This window comes from Variovorax sp. GW821-FHT10D07 (assembly GCF_059415325.1).
Map to the genome: position 1 here is coordinate 211,698 of NZ_JBWKMZ010000010.1, position 19,084 is coordinate 230,781.

Sequence of the window (19,084 nt, forward strand, 5' to 3'; positions counted from 1 at the left end):
TCCCCAGGATTTCGGCCGCCGTTCGACGGACTTGAGGACTTTTTCGAAGTTTTTTGCGCCGCGCCGCTCACATCGAGAGGCGCACGGTGCGCGGATCCTGCACCACGCCGGTGGTGATGCGCCCATTCTCCATGCGGATGCGCACCATCTGGCCGATCACGCCCGGCGTCAGCGCCTGGGCCTCGGTGGCGATCTCGAAGCCCTGGCCCTGGGCCACCACGCGCACCTGGGTGCCGGCGGCAAAGGCCTGGGCCGGCTTCACCATCGACTGGCGCAGCGGCTGGCCGGCCTGCAACGAGCGCGAGGCGACCTGCCCCACCCACTGGGTGGCCTCGGCCATCACCGGCGAGGGATCGGCGGCCCAGTCGGCCTCGGCCTCGACCGCGTCGGCCGCGCTCAGCACGGTGCCGGGCAGCACGTTGTCGCGCAGCACCCAGGCCGGGCCGAAGGCCTTGATGGTGACCGGCAGGAACACGTTCCAGCGCGCGCCGCCCTCGACGCAGCGCAGCCCGAGCCGGGTGCGGCCCCACAGGCGCAGGCCGGTGGGAATGTAGGGCTCGACGCGGCTGCAGGGTGCCAGGCGCAGCCGGTTGTCGAGCGCGCCGATGGCGACCTCCATGCGCAGCGGCGCGGGATTGGCCGACTGGGCCTGGGCCACGGCGTCGTCGAGCCACTGGCGGGTGCTGGCGGCGAAGGCCTCGCCGGCCTCGGCGCCTTCGGACGGCGCCTGCTGGGCGAAGGCGCTGAATGCGGTGCCGGCCGCGAGCAGCAGCGCGCCGGCGGCGAGATGGAATGCGGGGATGGCCATGGGCTCCTCCGGGATGTGCAGGGACGGAAATGCGGAACGCGCGCGCCTCGGCCCACCGCGCCGCGACCCGCACTGTAGGCAGTCCGCCCCGACCCCAAAGCCGCGATAAGGCCGAAAAAGCCGCCTTTCATCCGCGCTTCCGAAATCCGCGCGGCTCCCACAATTTCCGCACGGGCGCTCACGCCCACCCCCTTCGCGAGGACCCTGGCCCATGCTCGACAAACTGACGAACTCACTGGATTTCCAGGCGAAAGCGCTGGTGCTGCGTGCCGACCGCCAGCGCGACATCGCGAGCAACATCGCCAACGCCGACACGCCCGGCTACGCGGCGCGCGACTTCAGCTTCGCCGATGCGATGCGCGAGGCCACGGGCGGCGGCACGCCGCGCGCCGCCTCGGGTGCCAGCGCCGACGGCCGCACCGATGCGCGCCACATCCCGCTGACCTCGGGCGGCGGAACCGGTGGCACGGGCGCCAGCGGCGGCTACGCGGTCCAGACCCAGCCCTCGCTCGACGGCAACAGCGTCGACCTCGACCGCGAGCGCGCGGCCTTCGCCGACAACGCGGTGCGCTACGAGGCCACGCTGCGCTTCATCAACGGCCAGGGCAAGACGCTGCTCGCGGCCATCCAGGGGCAATAAGCCATGTCGATGTTCTCGATCTTCGGCATCTCCGGCAGCGCGGTCAGCGCGCAGTCGCAGCGCCTCAACGTGGTGGCCAGCAACCTGGCCAATGCCGACGCGGTAGCCGGCCCCGACGGCCAGCCCTACAAGGCGCGCCAGGTGGTGTTCCAGACCGTGGCGCTCGACGGCGAGACCGGCGCCGGCGTGCGCGTGGACTCGGTGACCGAGAACCAGACGCCCGGTCGCAAGGTGCACGAGCCCGCCAACCCGATGGCCGACGCCCAGGGCTACGTGACCCATTCGAACGTGAACGCGGTGGAGGAGATGGTCAACATGATCTCGGCCTCGCGCTCCTACCAGAACAACGTCGAGGTGATGAACACGGCCAAGAACCTGCTGCTCAAGACGCTGCAGATCGGCCAGTGACCACCACCCCACCGCACACCCCTCTTCCGGACGCCCGCGCATGACCTCCACCGCCGCCACCTCCAAACTCACCGGCACCACCTACGTGCCGAGTTCGAGCGCGGACAGCAAGTCGATCTCCGCCAGCGGCACCGCCGAGGCGCAGGACCGCTTCCTCAAGCTGCTGGTCGCCCAGCTCGCGAACCAGGATCCGATGAATCCGATGGACAACGCGCAGATGACCTCGCAGATCGCGCAGATCAACACGGTCACGGGCATCCAGCAGCTCAACGACACGATGAAGAACATGAACACCCAGATGTCGGCCATGCAGGTGCTGCAGGCCGGCAACCTGGTGGGCCACGGCGTGCTGACCGAGGGCAACCAGCTGGCCTTCGACACCACCGCCAAGACCGCGGTGGGCGCGATCGAGCTGCCGGCCAAGGCCAGCAACGTGAAGATCCAGGTCACCACGGCCGGCGGCCAGGTCATCGACACCGTCTCGCTCGGCGAGCTCGAGGCGGGCCAGCACGGCTTCACGCTCGATTCCTCCACGTACCCGGCCGACACGCCGCTGCAGTTCAAGGTCATCGCCACCAACGGCAGCGAGAAGGTCGACGCCGTGGCGCTGATGCGCGACAAGGTGGTGGCCGTGGGCAGCGACGCCAGCGGCGGCCTCACGCTCACGCTGCTGACCGCGGGCAAGACGCCCTACGCCAACGTGCACGCCGTTCTCTGACAGACACCCCTTCCCATCCAGCACACAGGAGCCACTCCATGAGCTTTCAACAGGCACTCTCGGGTCTCAACGCCGCCAGCCGCAGCCTCGACGTGATCGGCCACAACATCGCCAACGCGGGCACCACCGGCATGAAGTCCTCGCGCGCCGAGTTCGCCGAGATCTACGCCAGCTCGGCCGGCGCCATCGGCGGCACCAACGTGGGCCTGGGCGTGGGCGTGGCCGACGTCTCGCAGCAGTTCTCGCAGGGCTCGCTGTCGATCACCGGCAACGACCTCGACGTGGCGATCAACGGCGGCGGCTTCTTCCAGGTGAAGGCGCCCGACGGCTCCACCGCCTACACCCGCGCCGGCAACTTCAAGCAGGACAAGCAGGGCAACATCATCACCAACAGCGGCGCGCAGGTGATGGGCTATGCCACCGACGCCAACGGCGTGCGCCAGAGCTACGACGCGATCCCGCTGAAGCTGCCCACCGGCGCGCCCATTCCCGCCAAGCAGACCACCAAGATGGCGGCCGAGATCACGCTCGACGCCAGCGCCGTGGTCGCCTCCACCGCCACGCCGCCGACACCGATCCGCACCTACGGCACCTCGCTGACCGCCTACGACGCGCAGGGCCTCGAGGTGCCGGTCGGCCTGTACTTCCAGAAGACCGCCAACAACAGCTGGAACGTCTACACCAGCGTCAACGGCAGCGATCCCGCGGCCTCGACGCCATTCCAGCTCAACTTCAACGCCGACGGCAGCCTGAACACCACCACCTCGACGGTGCCCGCGATCACGCTGTCCTCGCCCAACGACCCGACGCGCACCTTCACCGCCTCGCTCGACCTCAGCAAGATGACCCAGGTCAACGCGCGCTTCGCGGTCTCGGACCTGACGCAGGACGGCTACACCGCCGGCCAGCTCACCGGCATCAAGATCGAGGACACCGGCGTCATCACCGCCACCTACTCGAACGGCCAGACCCAGGCCGCGGGCCAGGTCGCGCTGGTGAACTTCCGCAATGCCCAGGGCCTGGCGCCCAGCGGCTCGGGCTACTGGGTCGAGACCGCCGCCTCGGGCCAGCCGGTGCGCGGCGCGCCCGGCGAGGGCACCTTCGGCCAGCTGCGCTCGGGCGCGCTGGAGGAATCGAACGTCGACCTCACGGCCGAGCTGGTCAACATGATGAGCACGCAGCGCGCCTACCAGGCCAATGCGCAGACCATCAAGACGCAGGACCAGGTCATGTCCACGCTGATCAACCTGCGCTGACCGGACGCACCGGAAGCGACGCGCGATGGACCGCCTGATCTACACCGCCATGAGCGGCGCGAGCGCCGCGGCGCAGCGCCAGAGCGTGCTCGCCAACAACCTGGCGAATGCCTCGACCCAGGGCTTTCGCGCCGAGCTCTCGACCTTCCGCGCCGTGCCGCTGCGCGGCGACGGCGCCAGCACGCGCGTGTTCGCGATGGAAGCCACCTCGGGCCACGACGACAAGCCCGGCGCGATCCAGCGCACCGGCCGCGCGCTCGACATGGTGGCGCAGGGCAGGAGCTGGTTCGCGGTGCAGGGCCTCGACGGCACCGAGGCCTACACCCGCGCCGGCGCCTTCCAGGTCTCGCCCGAAGGCACGCTGATGACCAGCTCGGGCCTGCCGCTGCTGTCCGACGGCGGCGCGCCGATCGACGTGCCGCCGGGCTCGGAGCTGTCGGTGGGCAGCGACGGCACGGTCAGCGCCAAGACCGGCGACCAGCCCTCCTCCACCCTGGGCCGCCTCAAGCTGGCCACGCCCACGGCCGACGACCCGCTGCGCCGCGGCGAGGACGGCCTGTTCCGCACCGCCTCGCAGGAGCCGCTGCCATCGGACGCCACCGCGCGCGTGGAGACCGGCGCGCTCGAGGGCTCGAACGTGAACCCGATCGAGACCATGGTCGGAATGATCGCCGCCGCGCGCCAGTTCGACAGCCAGCTGCGCCTGCTGCAGTCCGCGCAGGATTCCGACAAGTCGGCCGCGCAGCTGCTCAACGTCCAGGGCTGATGCCCATCGCAAGAGAAAGACCCTCGCCATGATCAATTCGCTCTGGATCTCCAAGACCGGCATGGAAGCCCAGCAGACCCAGCTGGACGTGATTTCGCACAACCTCGCCAACGTCTCGACCACGGGCTACAAGCGCGCCAACGCGGTGTTCGAGGACCTGATGTACCAGAACCTGCGCCAGGTCGGCGCCAACAGCACCGAGCAGTCGCAGCTGCCCACCGGCCTGCAGCTGGGCCTGGGCGTGCGCACGGTCGCCACCAGCCGCTCGTTCTCGCAGGGCAGCATGCAGCAGACCAACAACCAGTTCGACCTGGCGATCAAGGGCAACGGCTTCTTCCAGGTCACGCAGCCCGACGGCACCATCGGCTACACGCGCGACGGCTCGTTCCAGGTCGATGCGCAGGGCCGGCTGGTCACCTCCTCGGGCCTGCCGGTGGCCAACGGCATCACGGTGCCCGCCACCGCGACCAGCGTCAGCATCTCGAGCGACGGCACGGTCTCGGCCACGCTGTCGGGCAATGCCACGCCTCAGAACATCGGCTCGCTGGCGATCGTCAACTTCATCAATCCGGCCGGCCTCGAGCCGCTGGGCGAGAACCTCTATGCCGAGACCGCCGCCTCGGGCCAGCCCAACGGCGGCACCGCGGGCACCAACGGCCTGGGCACGGTGATGCAGGGCTTCCTCGAGACCTCGAACGTGAACGTGGTGCAGGAGCTGGTCTCGATGATCCAGACGCAGCGCGCCTACGAGATGAACTCCAAGGCCATCCAGACCAGCGACCAGATGCTGCAGAAGCTGGGGCAGCTGTGAGACTGTCGCTGTTCCGCGCGGCCTTCGCCGCCCTCGCCCTCGTCGTGGCCGGCGGCTGCACCACGCTGGCCAACACGCCGCAGGTCGAGATGCCCTCGACCGCGCCGCCGCCCGTGAGCGCCTCGCCGATGGCGGCCGTGCCGCGCCAGGCCACGGGCAGCCTGTTCCGCACCGCGAGCTACCGGCCGCTGTTCGAGGACCGGCGCGCGCGCATGATCGGCGACACGGTGACGATCTCGATCGTCGAGAACGTGAGCGCGAGCCAGAAGTCGACCTCGACCATCGGCAAGACCAGCAGCATCGACACCGGCATCGCGGCGCTGCCCTTCTTCGCCGCCAACTCCTTCGGCCGCGCCAGCGCCAATGCCGAGTCGGCCCACAACTTCGCGGGCAAGGGCGGCACCGAGAGCGCCAACACCTTCCAGGGCTCGATCACCGCGACGGTGATCGACGTGCAGCCCAACGGCCACCTGGTGGTGACCGGCGAGAAGCAGATCGGCGTGAACCAGAACGTGGACGTGCTGCGCTTCTCGGGCACCATCGATCCGCGCTCGATCCAGGCCGGCAGCAACGTGCTGTCGACGCAGGTGGCGAACGTGCGCATCGAGTCGCGCGGCCGCGGCGCGCAGCAGGAATCGCAGGTGATGCCCTGGCTGGGCCGCTTCTTCATGAGCGTGCTGCCGTTCTGAGGATGCACGACGCCATGGCCCTTTCACCGAAGCACCGCCTGCGCCGCCGGCTCGCCGCCTTCTCGTTCGGCGTGGCCGGCATGCTGCTGCTCGCGCTCGGCCCCGCGCAAAAGGCGCATGCGCTGCGCATCAAGGAAGTCGCCGCCGTGCAGGGCGTGCGCAGCAACCAGCTCACGGGCTACGGCCTGGTGGTCGGGCTCGACGGCACCGGCGACCAGACCACGCAGATGCCCTACACCACGCAGAGCGTGGCGAACTACCTGCAGCAGCTGGGCATCACGCTGCCCGACAACCGCGCCTCGCAGCTGCAGCTGAAGAACGTGGCGGCGGTGATCGTCACCGCGCAGCTGCCGGCCTTCGCGCAGCCGGGCCAGCAGCTCGACGTCAACGTCTCCTCGATGGGCAATGCCAAGTCGCTCAAGGGCGGCACGCTGGTCGCCACGCCGCTGCGCGGCGCCGACGGCGAGATCTACGCGCTCGCGCAGGGCAACATGGTGGTGGGCGGCGCCGGCGCCTCCGCCGCCGGCAGCAAGGTGCAGATCAACCACCTGAGCGCGGGCCGCGTGCCCAACGGCGCGCAGGTGGAACGCAGCGTGCCCTCGCCGCTGCTCGACGGCGACAGCGTGAACCTCGACCTCAACGCGGTCGACTTCCAGACCGCGCGCCGCGTGGCCCAGGCCATCGACCGCAAGCTCGGCACCGGCACCGCGCGCGCCATGGACGGCCGCACGGTGCAGGTGCGCGCGCCCACCGACGCCAATGCGCGCGTGAACTTCATCGCCGAGCTCGAGGAGCTCACGCTCGAGGCCAGCACGCCCGCGGCCAAGGTGGTGATCAATGCGCGCACCGGCTCGATCGTGCTGAACCAGGCCGTGACGCTCGGCCCCTGCGCCATCGCGCACGGCAACCTGTCGGTCACGATCAGCTCGGCGCCGGTGATCAGCCAGCCCGCGCCGCTGTCGGGCGGGCGCACGGTGGTGGCCGAGCAGGCCTCGATCCAGATCAAGCAGGAGCCCGGCACCATGATCCAGGTGCCCGCCGCGCCGCTGCTGGCCGACGTGGTGCGCGCCCTCAACTCGCTGGGCGCCACGCCGCAGGACCTGCTCGCGATCCTGCAGGCCATCAAGGCCTCGGGCGCGCTCAACGCGGAACTCGAGGTGATCTGATGTCGATGCAGACCTCGCTGTCCGCGATGTCCATGTCGCCTTCCACCGGCCAGGGGCTGGCGGCCGACGCGCGCTCGCTCGACGCGCTCAAGCTCGCGGCCAACGGCAACGACCCGAAGGCGGTGCGCGAGGCGGCCAAGCAGTTCGAGTCGCTGTTCATGCGCGAGCTGATCAAGAGCATGCGCGAGGCCACCATGAAGTCCGGCCTGCTCGACAGCGACGGCGAGAAGCTCGGCACCGACCTGCTCGACCAGCAGTTCGCGGTGCAGCTCTCGGGCCTGCCCGGCGGGCTCACCGACGCGATCACGCGCCAGCTCACGCAGCAGATGAGCGGCACCGCCAAGGCCCCGACCATCGCGCTGGGCGCCGAAGCCGCGCGCATCAAGCCGGCCGCCAACCAGCGCAGCTTCGTCGAGCAGCACGACGATGCGGCCGAGCGCGTGTCGCGCGAGACCGGCATTCCCGCCAGCTTCATGATCGGCCAGGCCGGCCACGAGACCGGCTGGGGCCGCAGCGAGATCCGCCACCGCGACGGCAGCCCCTCGCACAACCTGTTCGGCATCAAGGCCGGCGGCAGCTGGACCGGCCCCACCGTGGTCGTGACCACCACCGAATACATCGGCGGCGAGCCGCGCAAGGTGACGGCGCGCTTTCGCGCCTACGACTCCTACGAGGAGTCGTTCCGCGACTACGCGCGCCTGATCGGCAACTCGCCGCGCTACGAGAAGGCGCGCGCCAGCGTGAGCTCGGTCAGCGCCTACGCGAGCGAACTGCACCGCGCCGGCTACGCCACCGACCCGGCCTACGCGGCCAAGCTCAGCCGCGCGATCCACACCACGCTGAAGATCCAGCGCACCTGAAGCGCACAGGCCAGTCCCCGAGAAAGATCCCGCCATGAGTCTGCTCAACGTCGGCGCCCGCGCCCTGCTCGCGAACCAGGTCGCGCTGTCGACCACCGGCCACAACATCGCCAACGCCAGCACCGTCGGCTACTCGCGCCAGACCGCCGTGATGGGCCAGGTCGCGGGCCAATACACCGGCAGCGGCTACATCGGCAAGGGCGTCGAGGTCACGACCATCGAGCGCGCCCACAACGAGTTCCTCACGCGCCAGGCCGCGGCCGCGCAGTCGGTGCAGGCCATGGACGCCACGCGCGCGGCGCGCCTGTCCTCGCTCGAGGACATCTTCAAGGGCGGCAAGACCGGCCTGGGCGCGGCCGTGTCGGACCTGCTCAACGCCTTCTCCGACATCGCGAGCGCGCCGACCGACGTGACGGCGCGCAACGTGGTGCTCACGCGCGCCGACGAGATGGCCGCGCGCATGCGCGATGCCCAGACCCGGCTCGACGACCTGCAGAAGGGCGTGAACTCGCAGCTCGGCGACGCGGTGCGCAGCATCAACGGCCTGGCCGCACGGCTGGCCACGCTCAACGAGCAGATCGCGCGCGCCAGCGGCGGCGGCCAGAGCCCGAACGACCTGCTCGACCAGCGCGACCAGCTGCTGCGCGAGCTCAACCAGCAGGTGCAGACCACCACCGTGCAGGCCGACGACGGCTCGCTCAGCGTGTTCGTGGGCAGCCAGGCGCTGGTGCTGGGCAACAAGGCGGCGCAGGTCGCGATGAGCACCGACGACGCCAACCAGAGCAAGCTGACGCTGATGCGCAGCGGCCTCTCGACCACCATCGACGAGGCCACGCTCGGCGGCGGCGCGGTCGCGGGCCTGCTGCGCTTCCAGAACAGCGACCTGGCCGAGGCGCGCGACGGCCTGGGCCGCATGGCGCTCACCCTGACGACCGAGATCAATGCCCAGCACCGGCTCGGCGTGGACCTCGACGGCAAGGCCGGCGGCGATTTCTTCAAGCCGATCGCGATCCCCGATGCCATGGGCGCCGCGAGCAACACCGGCAACGCGGTGATCGGCGCCACGGTGTCCAACACCTCGGCGCTCGCGGCCTCGAGCTACCAGGTCAAGTTCGGCGCGGGCGGCAGCATCGAGGTGCAGCGGCTGTCGGACGGCAAGACCACCAGCTTCGCGGGCCCGATGCCGATCGAGATCGACGGGCTCAAGCTCGACCTGAAGTCGGGCAGCGCGGCCGAGGGCGACAGCTTCGTGCTCAAGCCCTATGCCTCGGCCGCCGGCGACATGGCCACCGTGCTGCGCTCGGCGCGCGGGCTGGCCGCGGGCAGCCCGGTCGAGGCGCGCGTGGGCACCGGCAACACCGGCGGCATGGCGGTCGGCAGCCTGGCCGCGACCTCGGCCAATGCCAACCTCAACCAGCCGGTCACGCTGACCTTCAACGGCGCGGGCGGCTTCGACGTGTCGGGCAACGGCACCGGCAACCCGACCAGCGTGCCCTACGTGGCGGGCCAGCCGATCAGCTACAACGGCTGGACCATCGTGCTGTCGGGCACGCCCAAGGCCGGCGACACGATCACCGTGCAGGCCGCCACCACCGCCTACGGCGGCAGCAACGCCGGCAATGCGCAGGCGCTGCTGGCACTGCGCGACAAGACGGTGTTCGACGGCGCCCCCATGACCGACGGCTATGCCGCGCTGATGGCGCAGGTCGGCGTGCGTTCGCAGAGCGCGCAGTACGCGGCCGAGATCTCGGGCTCGATCGCCACCTCGCTCGAGACCGACCGCACCAGCCAGGCCGGCGTGAACCTCGACGAGGAAGCCGCCAAGCTGCTGCAGTACCAGCAGGCCTACCAGGCCTCGTCCAAGATGATCCAGATCGCGCAGAGCATCTTCGATTCGCTGCTGCAGAACATGAACTGACCCGGGAGACAGGAAGAACCATGACAGCCACCCGCCTCGCCAGTGCCACCACCTACGACAACGCGGTGCGCCAGCTCACCACGCGCCAGTCCCAGCTCTCGAAACTGCAGGAACAGCTCAGCGCCAGCAAGAAGGTGCTGCGCCCGAGCGACGACCCGACCGGCGCCGCGCAGGCCGAGCGCGCCATCACGCGCATGGCGCGCGTCAGCACCGACCAGCGCGCGCTGGAGCTGCAGCGCAACGCGGTCTCGACGGCCGAGTCGACCCTGGGCAGCGCGACCGCGGCCATGGCCGAGTTCCGCACGCTGGTGGTGAACGCCGGCAATGCCACGCTGTCGGCGGCCGACCGCGCCACCATCGCGCAGCGCCTGACCACCCTGCGCGGCCAGCTGCTCGGCTATGCCAATGCGCAGGACAGCAACGGCCAGTCGCTGTTCGGCGGCCTGGGCAGCACCGCGGCGCCCTTCGTCGACAACGGCAGCGGCGTGCGCTTCGACGGCATCGCGGGCCAGGCCGGCGCCGCCAGCGACACCGCCATCCCCTCGATGCTCGACGGCTACGGCACCTGGATGGACGTGCCCACCGGCAACGGCGTGTTCACCGTGAGCCAGGCGGCCGGCACGCGCAACGTCTACAGCGACGCCGGCAAGGTGGTCGATCCCTCGGCGCTGACCGGCCACGGCTACCGCGTCGCGTTCAGCGTCGCCAACGGCGTGACCACCTACGACGTGATCGACACCACCACGCAGGCCACGCTCAAGTCGGGCCAGCCCTACACCGCGGGCCAGGCGATCGAGTTCGCCGGGATCTCGCTCACGGCCAGCGGCGTGCCGGCTGACGGCAACGCTTTGACCGTCGCGCCGAGCGGCAAGACCAGCCTGTTCGGCGTGCTCGACCAGGCGATCGCGGGCGTGAAGGACGGCAGCAACAGCAGCGGCCAGCTGGCGCAGAACGTGGCGCAGTCGCTGGTGCAGATCGACGCCGCGAGCGCGCGGCTGTCGGCCTCGCGCGGCCGCGCGGGCGACCTGCTGAACCAGGTCGACAGCATCTCCGACCGCCAGTCCTCGCGCAGCCTGCAGCTCGAGGCCGACCGCTCGCGCGCCGAGGACCTCGACACGATCCAGGCACTGTCCGACTTCAAGACCCAGCAGACCGCCTACTCCGCGGCCCTCGGCTCCTATGCCGAAATCCAGAAACTCTCGCTGTTCAACTTCATCGGCTGACGCGGCGTGACTGCCCTTTCGTTCTTTCTCTCCTTCTCGTCTTCATGTCTCAATCGGTCCTCGGCAGCCTGACCTTCGGCTACCGCCCGTTCTGGAACCGGCCGCGCGCGCTCGCGGGAGTCCAGCTGTTCGTCCACGAGGACCGCCAACGCATCGACGGGCGCCACCTGCTGCGCACGCTGGCCGAGACCTGGAACGCCGATTCGCCGACCCTGCTGCTGTCGATCCAGACGCCCGAGTTCCTGCGCGACATCGCGAGCAACGCCGAGGCGGCCGGCCCGATGCTCGAGATTCCGCTCGGCTGGATGCAGGACGCCGGCCTGCGCCCCGCGGTGCGCGCCGCCGCCCGCCGCGGTGTGCGCATGGTCGCGAGCGGCGTGCCGACCCAGATCCCCGATGCCGAGGCCGCGCCCTGGTTCGAGCGCCGGCTGCTGCGGCTGGCACCGGAAGACGCGATGGACGCACTGCGCCTGGCGCAGGTGGAGCGCGACACCACGGTGTTCGACCGCGGCATGACGCACCCCGGCGAGAGCAGCCCGGTGCGCCCCGACGCGCTGATCGACGGCGTGGCCAGCCGCGCCCTGGCCGAGCATGCGCTCGACCAGCAGAACGCCTGGGCCGTGGCCGGCTGGCCCAGCGAGGACGTGCTGCACGGCTACGGCGGCCAGCCGCTGCCGCCGACGCGGCGCGCCATCGTGCGCGTGATGAACGCGATCGACGCCGAGGAGTCGCTCGAGCGCATCGACCAGCTCGTGAGCCGCGAGGCCGCGCTGGTCTACGCGCTGATGCTCTACCTGAACTCGCCGGGCCTGGGGCTGCCGAACCGCGTGGCCTCGCTGCGCCACGGCTTCATGATGATCGGCTTCCAGCGCCTGAGCACCTGGCTGTCGCAGCAGCTGCCGACCGCCAGCGAGGACGCCAACCTGCGCCCGCTCAACACCTCGATGGCGATGCGCGGCCACCTGGTCGCGCAGCTGATGGACGCCGGCATCGAGGACGACCTCAAGCGCGAGGTCTACCTCTGCGGCCTGTTCTCGCAGCTCGACCTGGTGATGGGCGAGCCGCTGCGCACCAGCTTCGGCCGCATCCCGCTGACCGACCGCATCGTGGCCGCGACCATCGCGCAGAACGGCCCCTACGCGCCCGCGCTGCAGCTCGCGACCGCGCTCGAATCGAGCAACCCGACCGCGCTGCGCAACCTGCGCCGCACGCATGCGGTCGATGCCGAGGAAGTCAACCGCGCGCTGCTGCGGATGATCGCGGCGGGCGGCTTCTAGGCCGAGGCTCCTCCATTGGGAGGAGCCGCCTCTTTTTTTGCCCGCCGGGCCCTTTTTCTCCTCAAGTCTTGCGCCGACGCGCCGAAAAAGCGGACATGCGGCCCCGCGTGGCCGCGCCCAGGAACCGGAGAACACCATGTCGGGCATCCCGCAACGACTTTTCATCCACGGCCCCCGGGTCTGAAGGCCATCCGTGTCCAGCCTGGCACCCTTGGCCCGCGAATTCAACGCCCGTCCGCCGGGCTACTGCAGCGCCGCGCGCGCGCTGACCATCAACCGCCTCCAGCAGCCGGCCACCCAGGCCAGCAACGATGCCTCGGCCGTGCCCGACTTCGCCGCGAGCTGCCCCGCCTTCACCATGGCCTTCCAGCCCATCGTCGACGTCGACAAGGGCGAGGTCTACGCGCACGAGGCGCTGGTGCGCGGCATCCACGGCGAAGGCGCCGGCCACATCCTCGGGCTGGTGCATGCGCGCCACCGCGTCGAGTTCGACCGCGCCTGCCGCGCCAAGGCGATCGAGCTCGCGGCCGGGCTGCGCATGGCCTCGCGGCTGAGCCTCAACGTGATGCCCAACGATGCCGGGCGCCAGGGCGAATGCTTCCAGAGCGCGGTCGAGACCGCCGAGCGCTTCGGCTTCCCGAAGGAGCGGCTGATCTTCGAGGTGACCGAGTCGGAGCGCGTCGAGGACCTGCCGCACCTGGTGCAGGCCTTCGAGATGCACCAGCAGCACGGTTTCTCCTCGGCCATCGACGACTTCGGCGCCGGCTTCGCGGGCTTCGAGCTGTTCGTCGCGCTCAGGCCGCACATCGTCAAGCTCGACATGGAGCTGATCCGCAACATCCACACCGACGGCGTGCGCCGCGCCGTGGTCAAGGGCTTCGTCTCGACCTGCGGCGAACTCGGCATCCACGTGGTGGCCGAGGGCGTGGAGGTCATGGAAGAGGCGATGGCGCTGCGCGAGCTCGGCATCCGGCTGTTCCAGGGCTACCTGTTCGCGCGGCCGGTGGTCGAGACGCTGCCGGCCGTGAACTGGGAGTGGGAGAAGCGTTTCGACTAGCTCGCGAACCAGTCGCGCGCCGAGCGGCCCTGATCGGGCCCGAGCATTGAAAAGCCGCCGTCGACCGGAATGTCGGCGCCGGTCACGAAGCGTGCCGCGTCCGAGCACAGGAACAGCACCACCTGCGCCACGTCGTCGCCGTCGCCCGCGCGGCCCAGCGGATGCAGCGGCGCGGCCATGCGGTCGGCCCTGGCGCGGTCGCCGCCGGCCATGCGCGAGAGCGCGTCCGACCAGGTCCAGCCCGGCGACACCGAATTCACGCGGATGCGCCGCGGCGCCAGCGTCGCGGCCTGGTTGCGCGTGAGCTGCAGGATCGCCGCCTTGGCCGCGGGATAGAGCGCGCGGTCGGCCGTGCCGAACTTGCCGCCCACGCTGCCCATGTTGACGATGGCCCCGCCCTGCGCGGCCAGCGCCTCGGTCGCCTTGTGCACGAGCAGCGCGCCGGAGACCAGGTTGACGTCGAGCGCGGCCAGCCATTCGGCGCGCTTCGCGCCCATGCCGCCGTCGTTGTAGACCACGGCGTTGTTGACCAGGCAGTCGATGCGGCCCTCGATGCGCAGCGCATCGGCCACCAGCGCGTCGAGCGCGTCGTCGTTCGCGATGTCGCAGGCGGCGAAGCGGCAGGCCGCGCCGACCTCTTCCGCCAGCGCCTGGCCGCGCGCCGCGTCGATGTCGACCGCGACCACGCGCGCGCCGGCCTGGGCCAGCGTGCGCACGATGGCGCTGCCCAGCATCGCGGCCGCGCCGGTGACGATCGCGACCTTGCCTTGCATGTTCATGAGATGTCCTTCATCGGTTCAGGGGCCCATCTGGGCGAGCGCGTCCTCGACGCCGATCACCTGCGCGAGCATCGACAGATTCTCCAGGCTCGCGGCATGCAGGTGCGGCTGCGCCGTGTTGCAGGCATCGGCCACCACCGCCACGTCGTAGCCCAGGTCGCTCGCATGGCGCGCGCCGTGCTCGACCACGTGGTTGGTCGCGATGCCCGCCACGTAGAGCCGGTCGGCGCCGGTGGCGCGCACCGCCTGCTCGAGCCCGCTGGCCCAGAACGGGTTGTTGCGCTTGTGCGTGACCACGGCCTCTCCGGGCAGCGGCGCGAGCTCGTCGTAGAACTCGGCGCCCCAGCTGCCCTCCTGCACCGCGCCGCTCTGCGCGACACGGCGGAACAGCGTGCAGTTGTCGAGGCAGTCGACGTAGCCGGGCGCGAAGGCGATGCGCACGAAGATCACCGGCACGCCGGCGGCGCGCGCGCCCGCGATCAGCCGGCCGGCCGAGGCGATCAGGCGCGGGCGGGCCGGATCGTCGGCCGCGACGCCCACCCGCACCTTGCCGTCGGCGTGCAGCACGTCGTTCTGGTAGTGCATCGCGAGCAGCGCGGCCTTCACACGAACACCTGCAGCGCTTCGTGCGCGGCGTCGCAATTGACCAGCTCGACGCGCTTGAGATGGATGCGCAGTTCGCCCTCGTGGCGGCGCAGCGTGTGCAGCACGCTGCCGCCGAACATGCGCTGCTCGGTCTTGCGCCATTCGAGCAGCACGAAGGTGGAGCGCACGGTGCAGCCGCCGTTCTCGCCCTCCTCCCGCGCCTCGATGCCGATGTTGCCCACCACGTGCACCGTGCGCGTGGGCGGCTGCTGCGAATAGGCGCGCGCCTGCTCGAGCCGGCGCGCGCGCATCGAGCGCAGCAGCGCGTCCTCGCAGAACAGCGAGGCATGGTTGAGGTGGTCGGCCTGGCCGTGCACCAGCGGCACCCAGTACAGGCCGTCGGCCGTGAACAGGCGCTGCCATTCGTCCCAGCGGTGCTCGTCGAGCAGCCGCGCCTCGTGATGCAGGAACTGCGTGATCTCCTGCTGTTCGTTCCAGTCGAGGAAGTTCATGCGGCGCTCCCGGTGTCCACGCCCATGTATTTGGCCCAGGCGCCGAACATGTTGCGCGCGGGCATCTCGCTGTTGCCGTTGGAGGCGCGCCCGCCGGGCAGCGGCTGGTCGCGCCCGACGGCGCGGTGCATGCTGACCCAGTCGCCGCCGTCCGAACCCAGGCCCTCCTGCACCCGGTTGTAGGCCTCGAGGTCGTCGGGCATCACGTTCGACGAGGGCGAGTTGACGATGTTCGTGTACTTGAGCGTGCGCTGGAAGGTGGCCTCGGGCGCGCCCTTGAGCCGGAAGCTGAAGATCTCGACCAGCGTGCGGTCGACCGACAGCGGCCGGATCACGCGGATCTGCTGGAACGAGGTGTGGGGCGAGCAGCTCGGGTAGACGATGGTGTTGTGGCGGTTCACGCGCAGGATCTGGTCGGCGCGCTCGGCGCCCTGCGCCGCCTCGAGCGCGGCCACGTAGGCCAGGCTCACCGGGTCGGTCGGCGGCACGAAGATGCCTTCCATGAAGCCGTGGCCGTTGTCGTAGCCCTTGAGCTCGAGCTTCTCCCAGAACTCGAGCGGCTCGCCGTTGCCGTCGACGATCACCACCTCGAAGGGTTTCTGCGTGCCGGCGGGCATGGCCTCGAACTCCTCCTTGGCCGCGCGCCACGACGACTCGTGCGTGGCCACCGCGTGGATGGTGTCGTGCAGGTTCTCGAAGAAGATCTTCCAGTTGTTGCGCTGGATCACGCGCTGCACGCCGCCGGCCACCTCGACCTCGCCCTCGGGCGCGCGGTCGCAGAAGTTGTCGAGCGAGGTCGCGACGCCGCCGAGGAACTCCTTGAGCTCGGGCCCTTCCTTCGACAGGCTCGCGAACACGAAGCCGCGGTGCGTGGCGACGCGCGCCACGTTGCGCACGCCGTACTGCGGGTCCTTGAGGTCGAGCCCCGTGTCCTCGTAGCCGCTGCGCAGCGGCACCGACAGCAGGCTGCCGTCGCACTTGAAGGTCCAGCCGTGATAGAGGCAGCGCAGGAACTTGCCGGCGCTGCCGCTGCCGTCGGGCACGATCTTGGCGCCCTTGTGCGGGCAGCGGTTGAACATCACGTGGATCTGGCCGTCGGTGTGGCGCACCATCACCACGGGCTCGCGGCCGAGCCGGGTGGTGAAGTAGTCGCCGGGCTTGGGCACCTGGCTCTCGTGGCCGACGTAGAGCCAGGCCTGGCCGAACACGCGGTCCATCTCGAGCTCGAAGATCGCGGGGTCGGTGTAGACGCGCTTGTGGACGCGGTCGGGCTGCACGAGGGACTGCAGGTCGATGGTCATGGATGGTCTCCTGGAATCGTGGGATCAGAGGTCGAGCACCAGCCGCGGCGTCCTGGCGCGCGACACGCAGGTGCAGATGGTGCGCCCGTCGGCTTTCTCGCGCGGGCTCAGGTTGTGGTCGCGGTGGTCGGGCACGCCCTCGACCACGTCCACGGCGCACACGCCGCAGTCGCCCTGGCGGCAATCGTAGAGCGGGTCCAGCCCCGCGGCGATCAGCACGTCGAGCAGGCTCTGGCCCGGCGGCACCGTCAGCACATGGCCCGAGCGCAGCGTGCGCACCTCGAAGGCCGCGTCGCCGGCCTGCGCGAGCGCGCCCGCGAACAGCTCGAAGTGCACGTGGTCGTCGCTCCAGCCCTGCGCACGCGCGGTGTCGACCACGGCCTGCACCAGGCCGCGCGGGCCGCAGACATGCAGATGACGCCCGGGCACCGGCGCGGCCAGCAGCGCGCGCAGGTCGAGGCCGCGCGCGGGATCGCCGCCGTCGTGCACCACGCGGCCGCCGAGCGCGCGCACCTCGTCGAGGTAGGCGGTGGCCTCGGGGCTGCGCGTGGCGTAGTGGAACTCGAAGGCATGACCCTGGGCCGCGAGCGCGCGCCCCATGCACAGCAGCGGCGTGATGCCGATGCCGCCCGCGATCAGCAGCGGCGCGGCCTCGCCCTGGCGCAGCGCGAAGTCGTTGCGCGGGGCCTGCGCGAGCACCCGCGCGCCCTCGGCCAGGCCATGCATCCAGGCCGAGCCGCCCGCGCCGGCGGGCTCGTGCAGCACGGCGATCTCGTAGCGGTCCGAATCGCCATGCGGCCGCGCGAGCGAATAGGCACGTTGGCCGGCCTGCCCGTTGGACTGCGTTACCTGCACGCCCAGGTGCGCGCCCGGCGCGAACGCGGGCAGCGCCTCGCCGTTCGCGCTGCGCAGCACGAAGGCCTTGATGGCCGGCGTGAGCGCGCTGACCGAGGCCACCACCAGCTCGAGCATGGAAGGCGCGGCGTTCATACGAGCGGCAGCGCCGGGTCGGCGATGGTCAGGGCCGTCGATTTGGCCCAGCGCGGCATCAGCGTGTTCGACGGCAGCGTCTCGTCGACCAGCTTGCGCGCAGTCTCCACGCCGGCCACCGGCAGGCCCTTCGGATCGAGCAGGCCGATCTGCGCGAGCACGCTGGCCTGGTCCCAGTAGATGTGCTCGTGGTAGAGCTTGTCGCCACGGAACTTGACGATGGCCACCAGCGGGATCTCCACCGGCCGGCCCGTGGGCGCGATGCCCGGCAGCATCCAGTCGATCTCGACCGTGTGGGTGAAGCAGAACAGCATCTCGTCGACGATCTGGGTGGCGCCCACGGTGCGCGAGATCGGCGTGAGCCGCGTATCGGGCGGCGTGGTGGGAATGAAGTGGTGCTTGTAGAAGCGCGACAGCTCCTTCGCGCCCACGCCGCCGGTCATGGTGGGGATGTGGTTGACGTAGGGCTCGGCCACCATGGTGCCCATGGTGGCGACCACGTCGCGCGTGGCGAACTCGTACTCGCAGTGCTTGTCCCACAGCGCCGAAAGGTCGTAGACCGGTCCGATCGCTTCCTTGAACAGCGCCATGGAACGCTGGTGCGCCATCAGCGTCGAGGGCTTGTCGAAGTGGTCGCCGCCGGTGCGCGCGAAGGCATGGTCGACGCCGGGGTAGACGTACATCTGCGCGCCGGGCCGGCCCGCGAAGGCCTCGAGCACCTGGGCGCGCGCCTCGGGCGGGCAGAACTTGTCGAGCTCGGCGAAGTGCAGCGCGATCGGGCATGCGATCTTCGGCACCAGCTCGAGCGCGCCCTCGATGCCGACGCCGTAGTAGCCGACCGCCGCGTCCACGCCCGAATGCGCGGCCGCGAGGTAGGCCAGCTTGCCGCCGAGGCAGAAGCCCAGCGCGCCGACCTTGCCGGTGCAGGCCGGGTGCGCGCGCAGCGCCTGCACGCTGGCGGTCACGTCGGCGATGCCGGCCTCGTTGTCGAACTGCTGGAAGAAACCGAAGGCGCGCTGCCAGTCCTCGGGCGAGTAGCCGAGCTCGACGCCGGGCTCCATGCGCCAGAACAGGTCGGGCGCGAGCACCACGTAGCCCTCCTCGGCATAGAGGTCGGCCACCTCGCGCACGTAGTCGTTGATGCCGAAGATCTCCTGGCACAGCACGATGCCGGGGCCGCGGCCCGAGGCCGGCAGGGCCAGGTAGCCGCGGAAGCTCTGCGCGCCGTCGCCGGCCGGGATGTCGATGTAGTGGCTCATCGGGGTGTCTCTTTCGAAGGGGTGGATCGTCGTGGCGGCGATTCTGGCGAGCGCCCGCGTC

At 70.6% G+C, this 19,084-nt stretch carries 20 protein-coding genes; 13 read left to right on the forward strand and 7 right to left on the reverse strand.

Features of this window, described 5'->3' with window-relative positions; translation table 11 throughout:
• Positions 1–67: 67 nt before the first annotated feature.
• Positions 68–808, reverse strand: a complete 741-nt coding sequence (flgA, locus tag AC07PU_RS26865; RefSeq protein ID WP_495321551.1) for a flagellar basal body P-ring formation chaperone FlgA — start codon at positions 806–808, stop codon at positions 68–70.
• A 211-nt stretch (positions 809–1,019) separates the two neighbouring features.
• Here flgA and flgB point away from each other — a divergent pair, with 211 nt between their 5' ends.
• The 13 genes from flgB to AC07PU_RS26930 all read left to right on the forward strand — a co-directional run bounded on the left by flgB (position 1,020) and on the right by AC07PU_RS26930 (position 13,597).
• Positions 1,020–1,448, forward strand: a complete 429-nt coding sequence (gene flgB, locus AC07PU_RS26870; protein ID WP_495321552.1) for a flagellar basal body rod protein FlgB — start codon at positions 1,020–1,022, stop codon at positions 1,446–1,448.
• A gap of 3 nt (positions 1,449–1,451) precedes the next feature.
• Positions 1,452–1,856: a flagellar basal body rod protein FlgC gene (flgC, locus tag AC07PU_RS26875; protein ID WP_057595352.1), complete on the forward strand. Its 405-nt coding sequence runs from the start codon at positions 1,452–1,454 to the stop codon at positions 1,854–1,856.
• Between the two features lie 40 nt (positions 1,857–1,896).
• Positions 1,897–2,574: a flagellar hook assembly protein FlgD gene (locus tag AC07PU_RS26880; RefSeq protein WP_495321553.1), complete on the forward strand. Its 678-nt coding sequence runs from the start codon at positions 1,897–1,899 to the stop codon at positions 2,572–2,574.
• 38 nt (positions 2,575–2,612) lie between these two features.
• The gene (gene flgE / locus AC07PU_RS26885) at positions 2,613–3,830 is read left to right on the forward strand and encodes a flagellar hook protein FlgE (RefSeq protein WP_208508974.1); all 1,218 of its coding nucleotides are present in this window, start codon (positions 2,613–2,615) and stop codon (positions 3,828–3,830) included.
• A 25-nt stretch (positions 3,831–3,855) separates the two neighbouring features.
• Complete coding sequence (gene flgF / locus AC07PU_RS26890; protein ID WP_093341641.1) at positions 3,856–4,596, forward strand: flagellar basal-body rod protein FlgF; 741 nt, start codon at positions 3,856–3,858, stop codon at positions 4,594–4,596.
• Positions 4,597–4,624: 28 nt separating this feature from the next.
• Entirely contained in the window at positions 4,625–5,407 is a 783-nt protein-coding gene (gene flgG, locus AC07PU_RS26895) for a flagellar basal-body rod protein FlgG (RefSeq protein WP_057595348.1), read from the forward strand.
• A complete protein-coding gene (locus tag AC07PU_RS26900) occupies positions 5,404–6,096 on the forward strand; it encodes a flagellar basal body L-ring protein FlgH (RefSeq protein ID WP_490877775.1) in 693 nt (230 codons plus the stop codon). Before flgG ends, AC07PU_RS26900 begins: the two co-directional genes overlap by 4 nt.
• A gap of 14 nt (positions 6,097–6,110) precedes the next feature.
• Entirely contained in the window at positions 6,111–7,262 is a 1,152-nt protein-coding gene (locus tag AC07PU_RS26905) for a flagellar basal body P-ring protein FlgI (protein ID WP_093342429.1), read from the forward strand.
• 5 nt (positions 7,263–7,267) lie between these two features.
• Positions 7,268–8,122: a flagellar assembly peptidoglycan hydrolase FlgJ gene (gene flgJ / locus AC07PU_RS26910; protein WP_495321660.1), complete on the forward strand. Its 855-nt coding sequence runs from the start codon at positions 7,268–7,270 to the stop codon at positions 8,120–8,122.
• A 34-nt stretch (positions 8,123–8,156) separates the two neighbouring features.
• Complete coding sequence (gene flgK, locus AC07PU_RS26915) at positions 8,157–10,040, forward strand: flagellar hook-associated protein FlgK (protein ID WP_093341639.1); 1,884 nt, start codon at positions 8,157–8,159, stop codon at positions 10,038–10,040.
• 20 nt (positions 10,041–10,060) lie between these two features.
• On the forward strand, positions 10,061–11,263 hold the full coding sequence (gene flgL, locus AC07PU_RS26920) for a flagellar hook-associated protein FlgL (RefSeq protein WP_093341638.1): 1,203 nt from the start codon (positions 10,061–10,063) through the stop codon (positions 11,261–11,263).
• A gap of 44 nt (positions 11,264–11,307) precedes the next feature.
• Complete coding sequence (locus AC07PU_RS26925) at positions 11,308–12,540, forward strand: HDOD domain-containing protein (RefSeq protein WP_296787752.1); 1,233 nt, start codon at positions 11,308–11,310, stop codon at positions 12,538–12,540.
• A gap of 211 nt (positions 12,541–12,751) precedes the next feature.
• Positions 12,752–13,597 carry an EAL domain-containing protein gene (locus AC07PU_RS26930; protein ID WP_495321554.1) on the forward strand — a complete coding sequence of 282 codons (846 nt, stop codon included), beginning with the start codon at positions 12,752–12,754 and terminating at the stop codon, positions 13,595–13,597.
• Here AC07PU_RS26930 and AC07PU_RS26935 read toward each other — a convergent pair.
• Genes AC07PU_RS26935 through AC07PU_RS26960 form a run of 6 tightly spaced genes read right to left on the reverse strand, consistent with a single transcriptional unit; the run spans position 13,594 to position 19,023 of the window.
• Positions 13,594–14,376 carry an SDR family oxidoreductase gene (locus AC07PU_RS26935; protein ID WP_495321555.1) on the reverse strand — a complete coding sequence of 261 codons (783 nt, stop codon included), beginning with the start codon at positions 14,374–14,376 and terminating at the stop codon, positions 13,594–13,596. The genes AC07PU_RS26930 and AC07PU_RS26935 overlap by 4 nt on opposite strands.
• 18 nt (positions 14,377–14,394) lie before the next feature.
• Positions 14,395–14,982, reverse strand: a complete 588-nt coding sequence (locus AC07PU_RS26940) for a cysteine hydrolase family protein (protein ID WP_057595342.1) — start codon at positions 14,980–14,982, stop codon at positions 14,395–14,397.
• Complete coding sequence (locus AC07PU_RS26945; RefSeq protein WP_495321556.1) at positions 14,979–15,473, reverse strand: aromatic-ring-hydroxylating dioxygenase subunit beta; 495 nt, start codon at positions 15,471–15,473, stop codon at positions 14,979–14,981. Before AC07PU_RS26945 ends, AC07PU_RS26940 begins: the two co-directional genes overlap by 4 nt.
• A complete protein-coding gene (locus AC07PU_RS26950) occupies positions 15,470–16,774 on the reverse strand; it encodes an aromatic ring-hydroxylating dioxygenase subunit alpha (protein WP_093341630.1) in 1,305 nt (434 codons plus the stop codon). Before AC07PU_RS26950 ends, AC07PU_RS26945 begins: the two co-directional genes overlap by 4 nt.
• A 24-nt stretch (positions 16,775–16,798) precedes the next feature.
• Positions 16,799–17,764, reverse strand: coding sequence for a PDR/VanB family oxidoreductase (locus tag AC07PU_RS26955; RefSeq protein ID WP_495321557.1), 966 nt, complete (start codon positions 17,762–17,764; stop codon positions 16,799–16,801).
• The gene (locus AC07PU_RS26960) at positions 17,761–19,023 is read right to left on the reverse strand and encodes a dienelactone hydrolase family protein (RefSeq protein WP_495321558.1); all 1,263 of its coding nucleotides are present in this window, start codon (positions 19,021–19,023) and stop codon (positions 17,761–17,763) included. The genes AC07PU_RS26955 and AC07PU_RS26960 overlap by 4 nt, the downstream gene beginning before the upstream one ends.
• Positions 19,024–19,084 lie beyond the last annotated feature (61 nt).

Bases quoted from the DNA above. Each gene is read 5' to 3' on its own strand.
- flgA (WP_495321551.1), bottom strand. From the start codon at position 808: ATGGCCATCCCCGCATTCCATCTCGCCGCCGGCGCGCTGCTGCTCGCG.
- flgB (WP_495321552.1), top strand. From the start codon at position 1,020: ATGCTCGACAAACTGACGAACTCACTGGATTTCCAGGCGAAAGCGCTG.
- flgC (WP_057595352.1), top strand. From the start codon at position 1,452: ATGTCGATGTTCTCGATCTTCGGCATCTCCGGCAGCGCGGTCAGCGCG.
- AC07PU_RS26880 (WP_495321553.1), top strand. From the start codon at position 1,897: ATGACCTCCACCGCCGCCACCTCCAAACTCACCGGCACCACCTACGTG.
- flgE (WP_208508974.1), top strand. From the start codon at position 2,613: ATGAGCTTTCAACAGGCACTCTCGGGTCTCAACGCCGCCAGCCGCAGC.
- flgF (WP_093341641.1), top strand. From the start codon at position 3,856: ATGGACCGCCTGATCTACACCGCCATGAGCGGCGCGAGCGCCGCGGCG.
- flgG (WP_057595348.1), top strand. From the start codon at position 4,625: ATGATCAATTCGCTCTGGATCTCCAAGACCGGCATGGAAGCCCAGCAG.
- AC07PU_RS26905 (WP_093342429.1), top strand. From the start codon at position 6,111: ATGGCCCTTTCACCGAAGCACCGCCTGCGCCGCCGGCTCGCCGCCTTC.
- flgJ (WP_495321660.1), top strand. From the start codon at position 7,268: ATGCAGACCTCGCTGTCCGCGATGTCCATGTCGCCTTCCACCGGCCAG.
- flgK (WP_093341639.1), top strand. From the start codon at position 8,157: ATGAGTCTGCTCAACGTCGGCGCCCGCGCCCTGCTCGCGAACCAGGTC.
- flgL (WP_093341638.1), top strand. From the start codon at position 10,061: ATGACAGCCACCCGCCTCGCCAGTGCCACCACCTACGACAACGCGGTG.
- AC07PU_RS26925 (WP_296787752.1), top strand. From the start codon at position 11,308: ATGTCTCAATCGGTCCTCGGCAGCCTGACCTTCGGCTACCGCCCGTTC.
- AC07PU_RS26935 (WP_495321555.1), bottom strand. From the start codon at position 14,376: ATGAACATGCAAGGCAAGGTCGCGATCGTCACCGGCGCGGCCGCGATG.
- AC07PU_RS26945 (WP_495321556.1), bottom strand. From the start codon at position 15,473: ATGAACTTCCTCGACTGGAACGAACAGCAGGAGATCACGCAGTTCCTG.
- AC07PU_RS26950 (WP_093341630.1), bottom strand. From the start codon at position 16,774: ATGACCATCGACCTGCAGTCCCTCGTGCAGCCCGACCGCGTCCACAAG.
- AC07PU_RS26955 (WP_495321557.1), bottom strand. From the start codon at position 17,764: ATGAACGCCGCGCCTTCCATGCTCGAGCTGGTGGTGGCCTCGGTCAGC.
- AC07PU_RS26960 (WP_495321558.1), bottom strand. From the start codon at position 19,023: ATGAGCCACTACATCGACATCCCGGCCGGCGACGGCGCGCAGAGCTTC.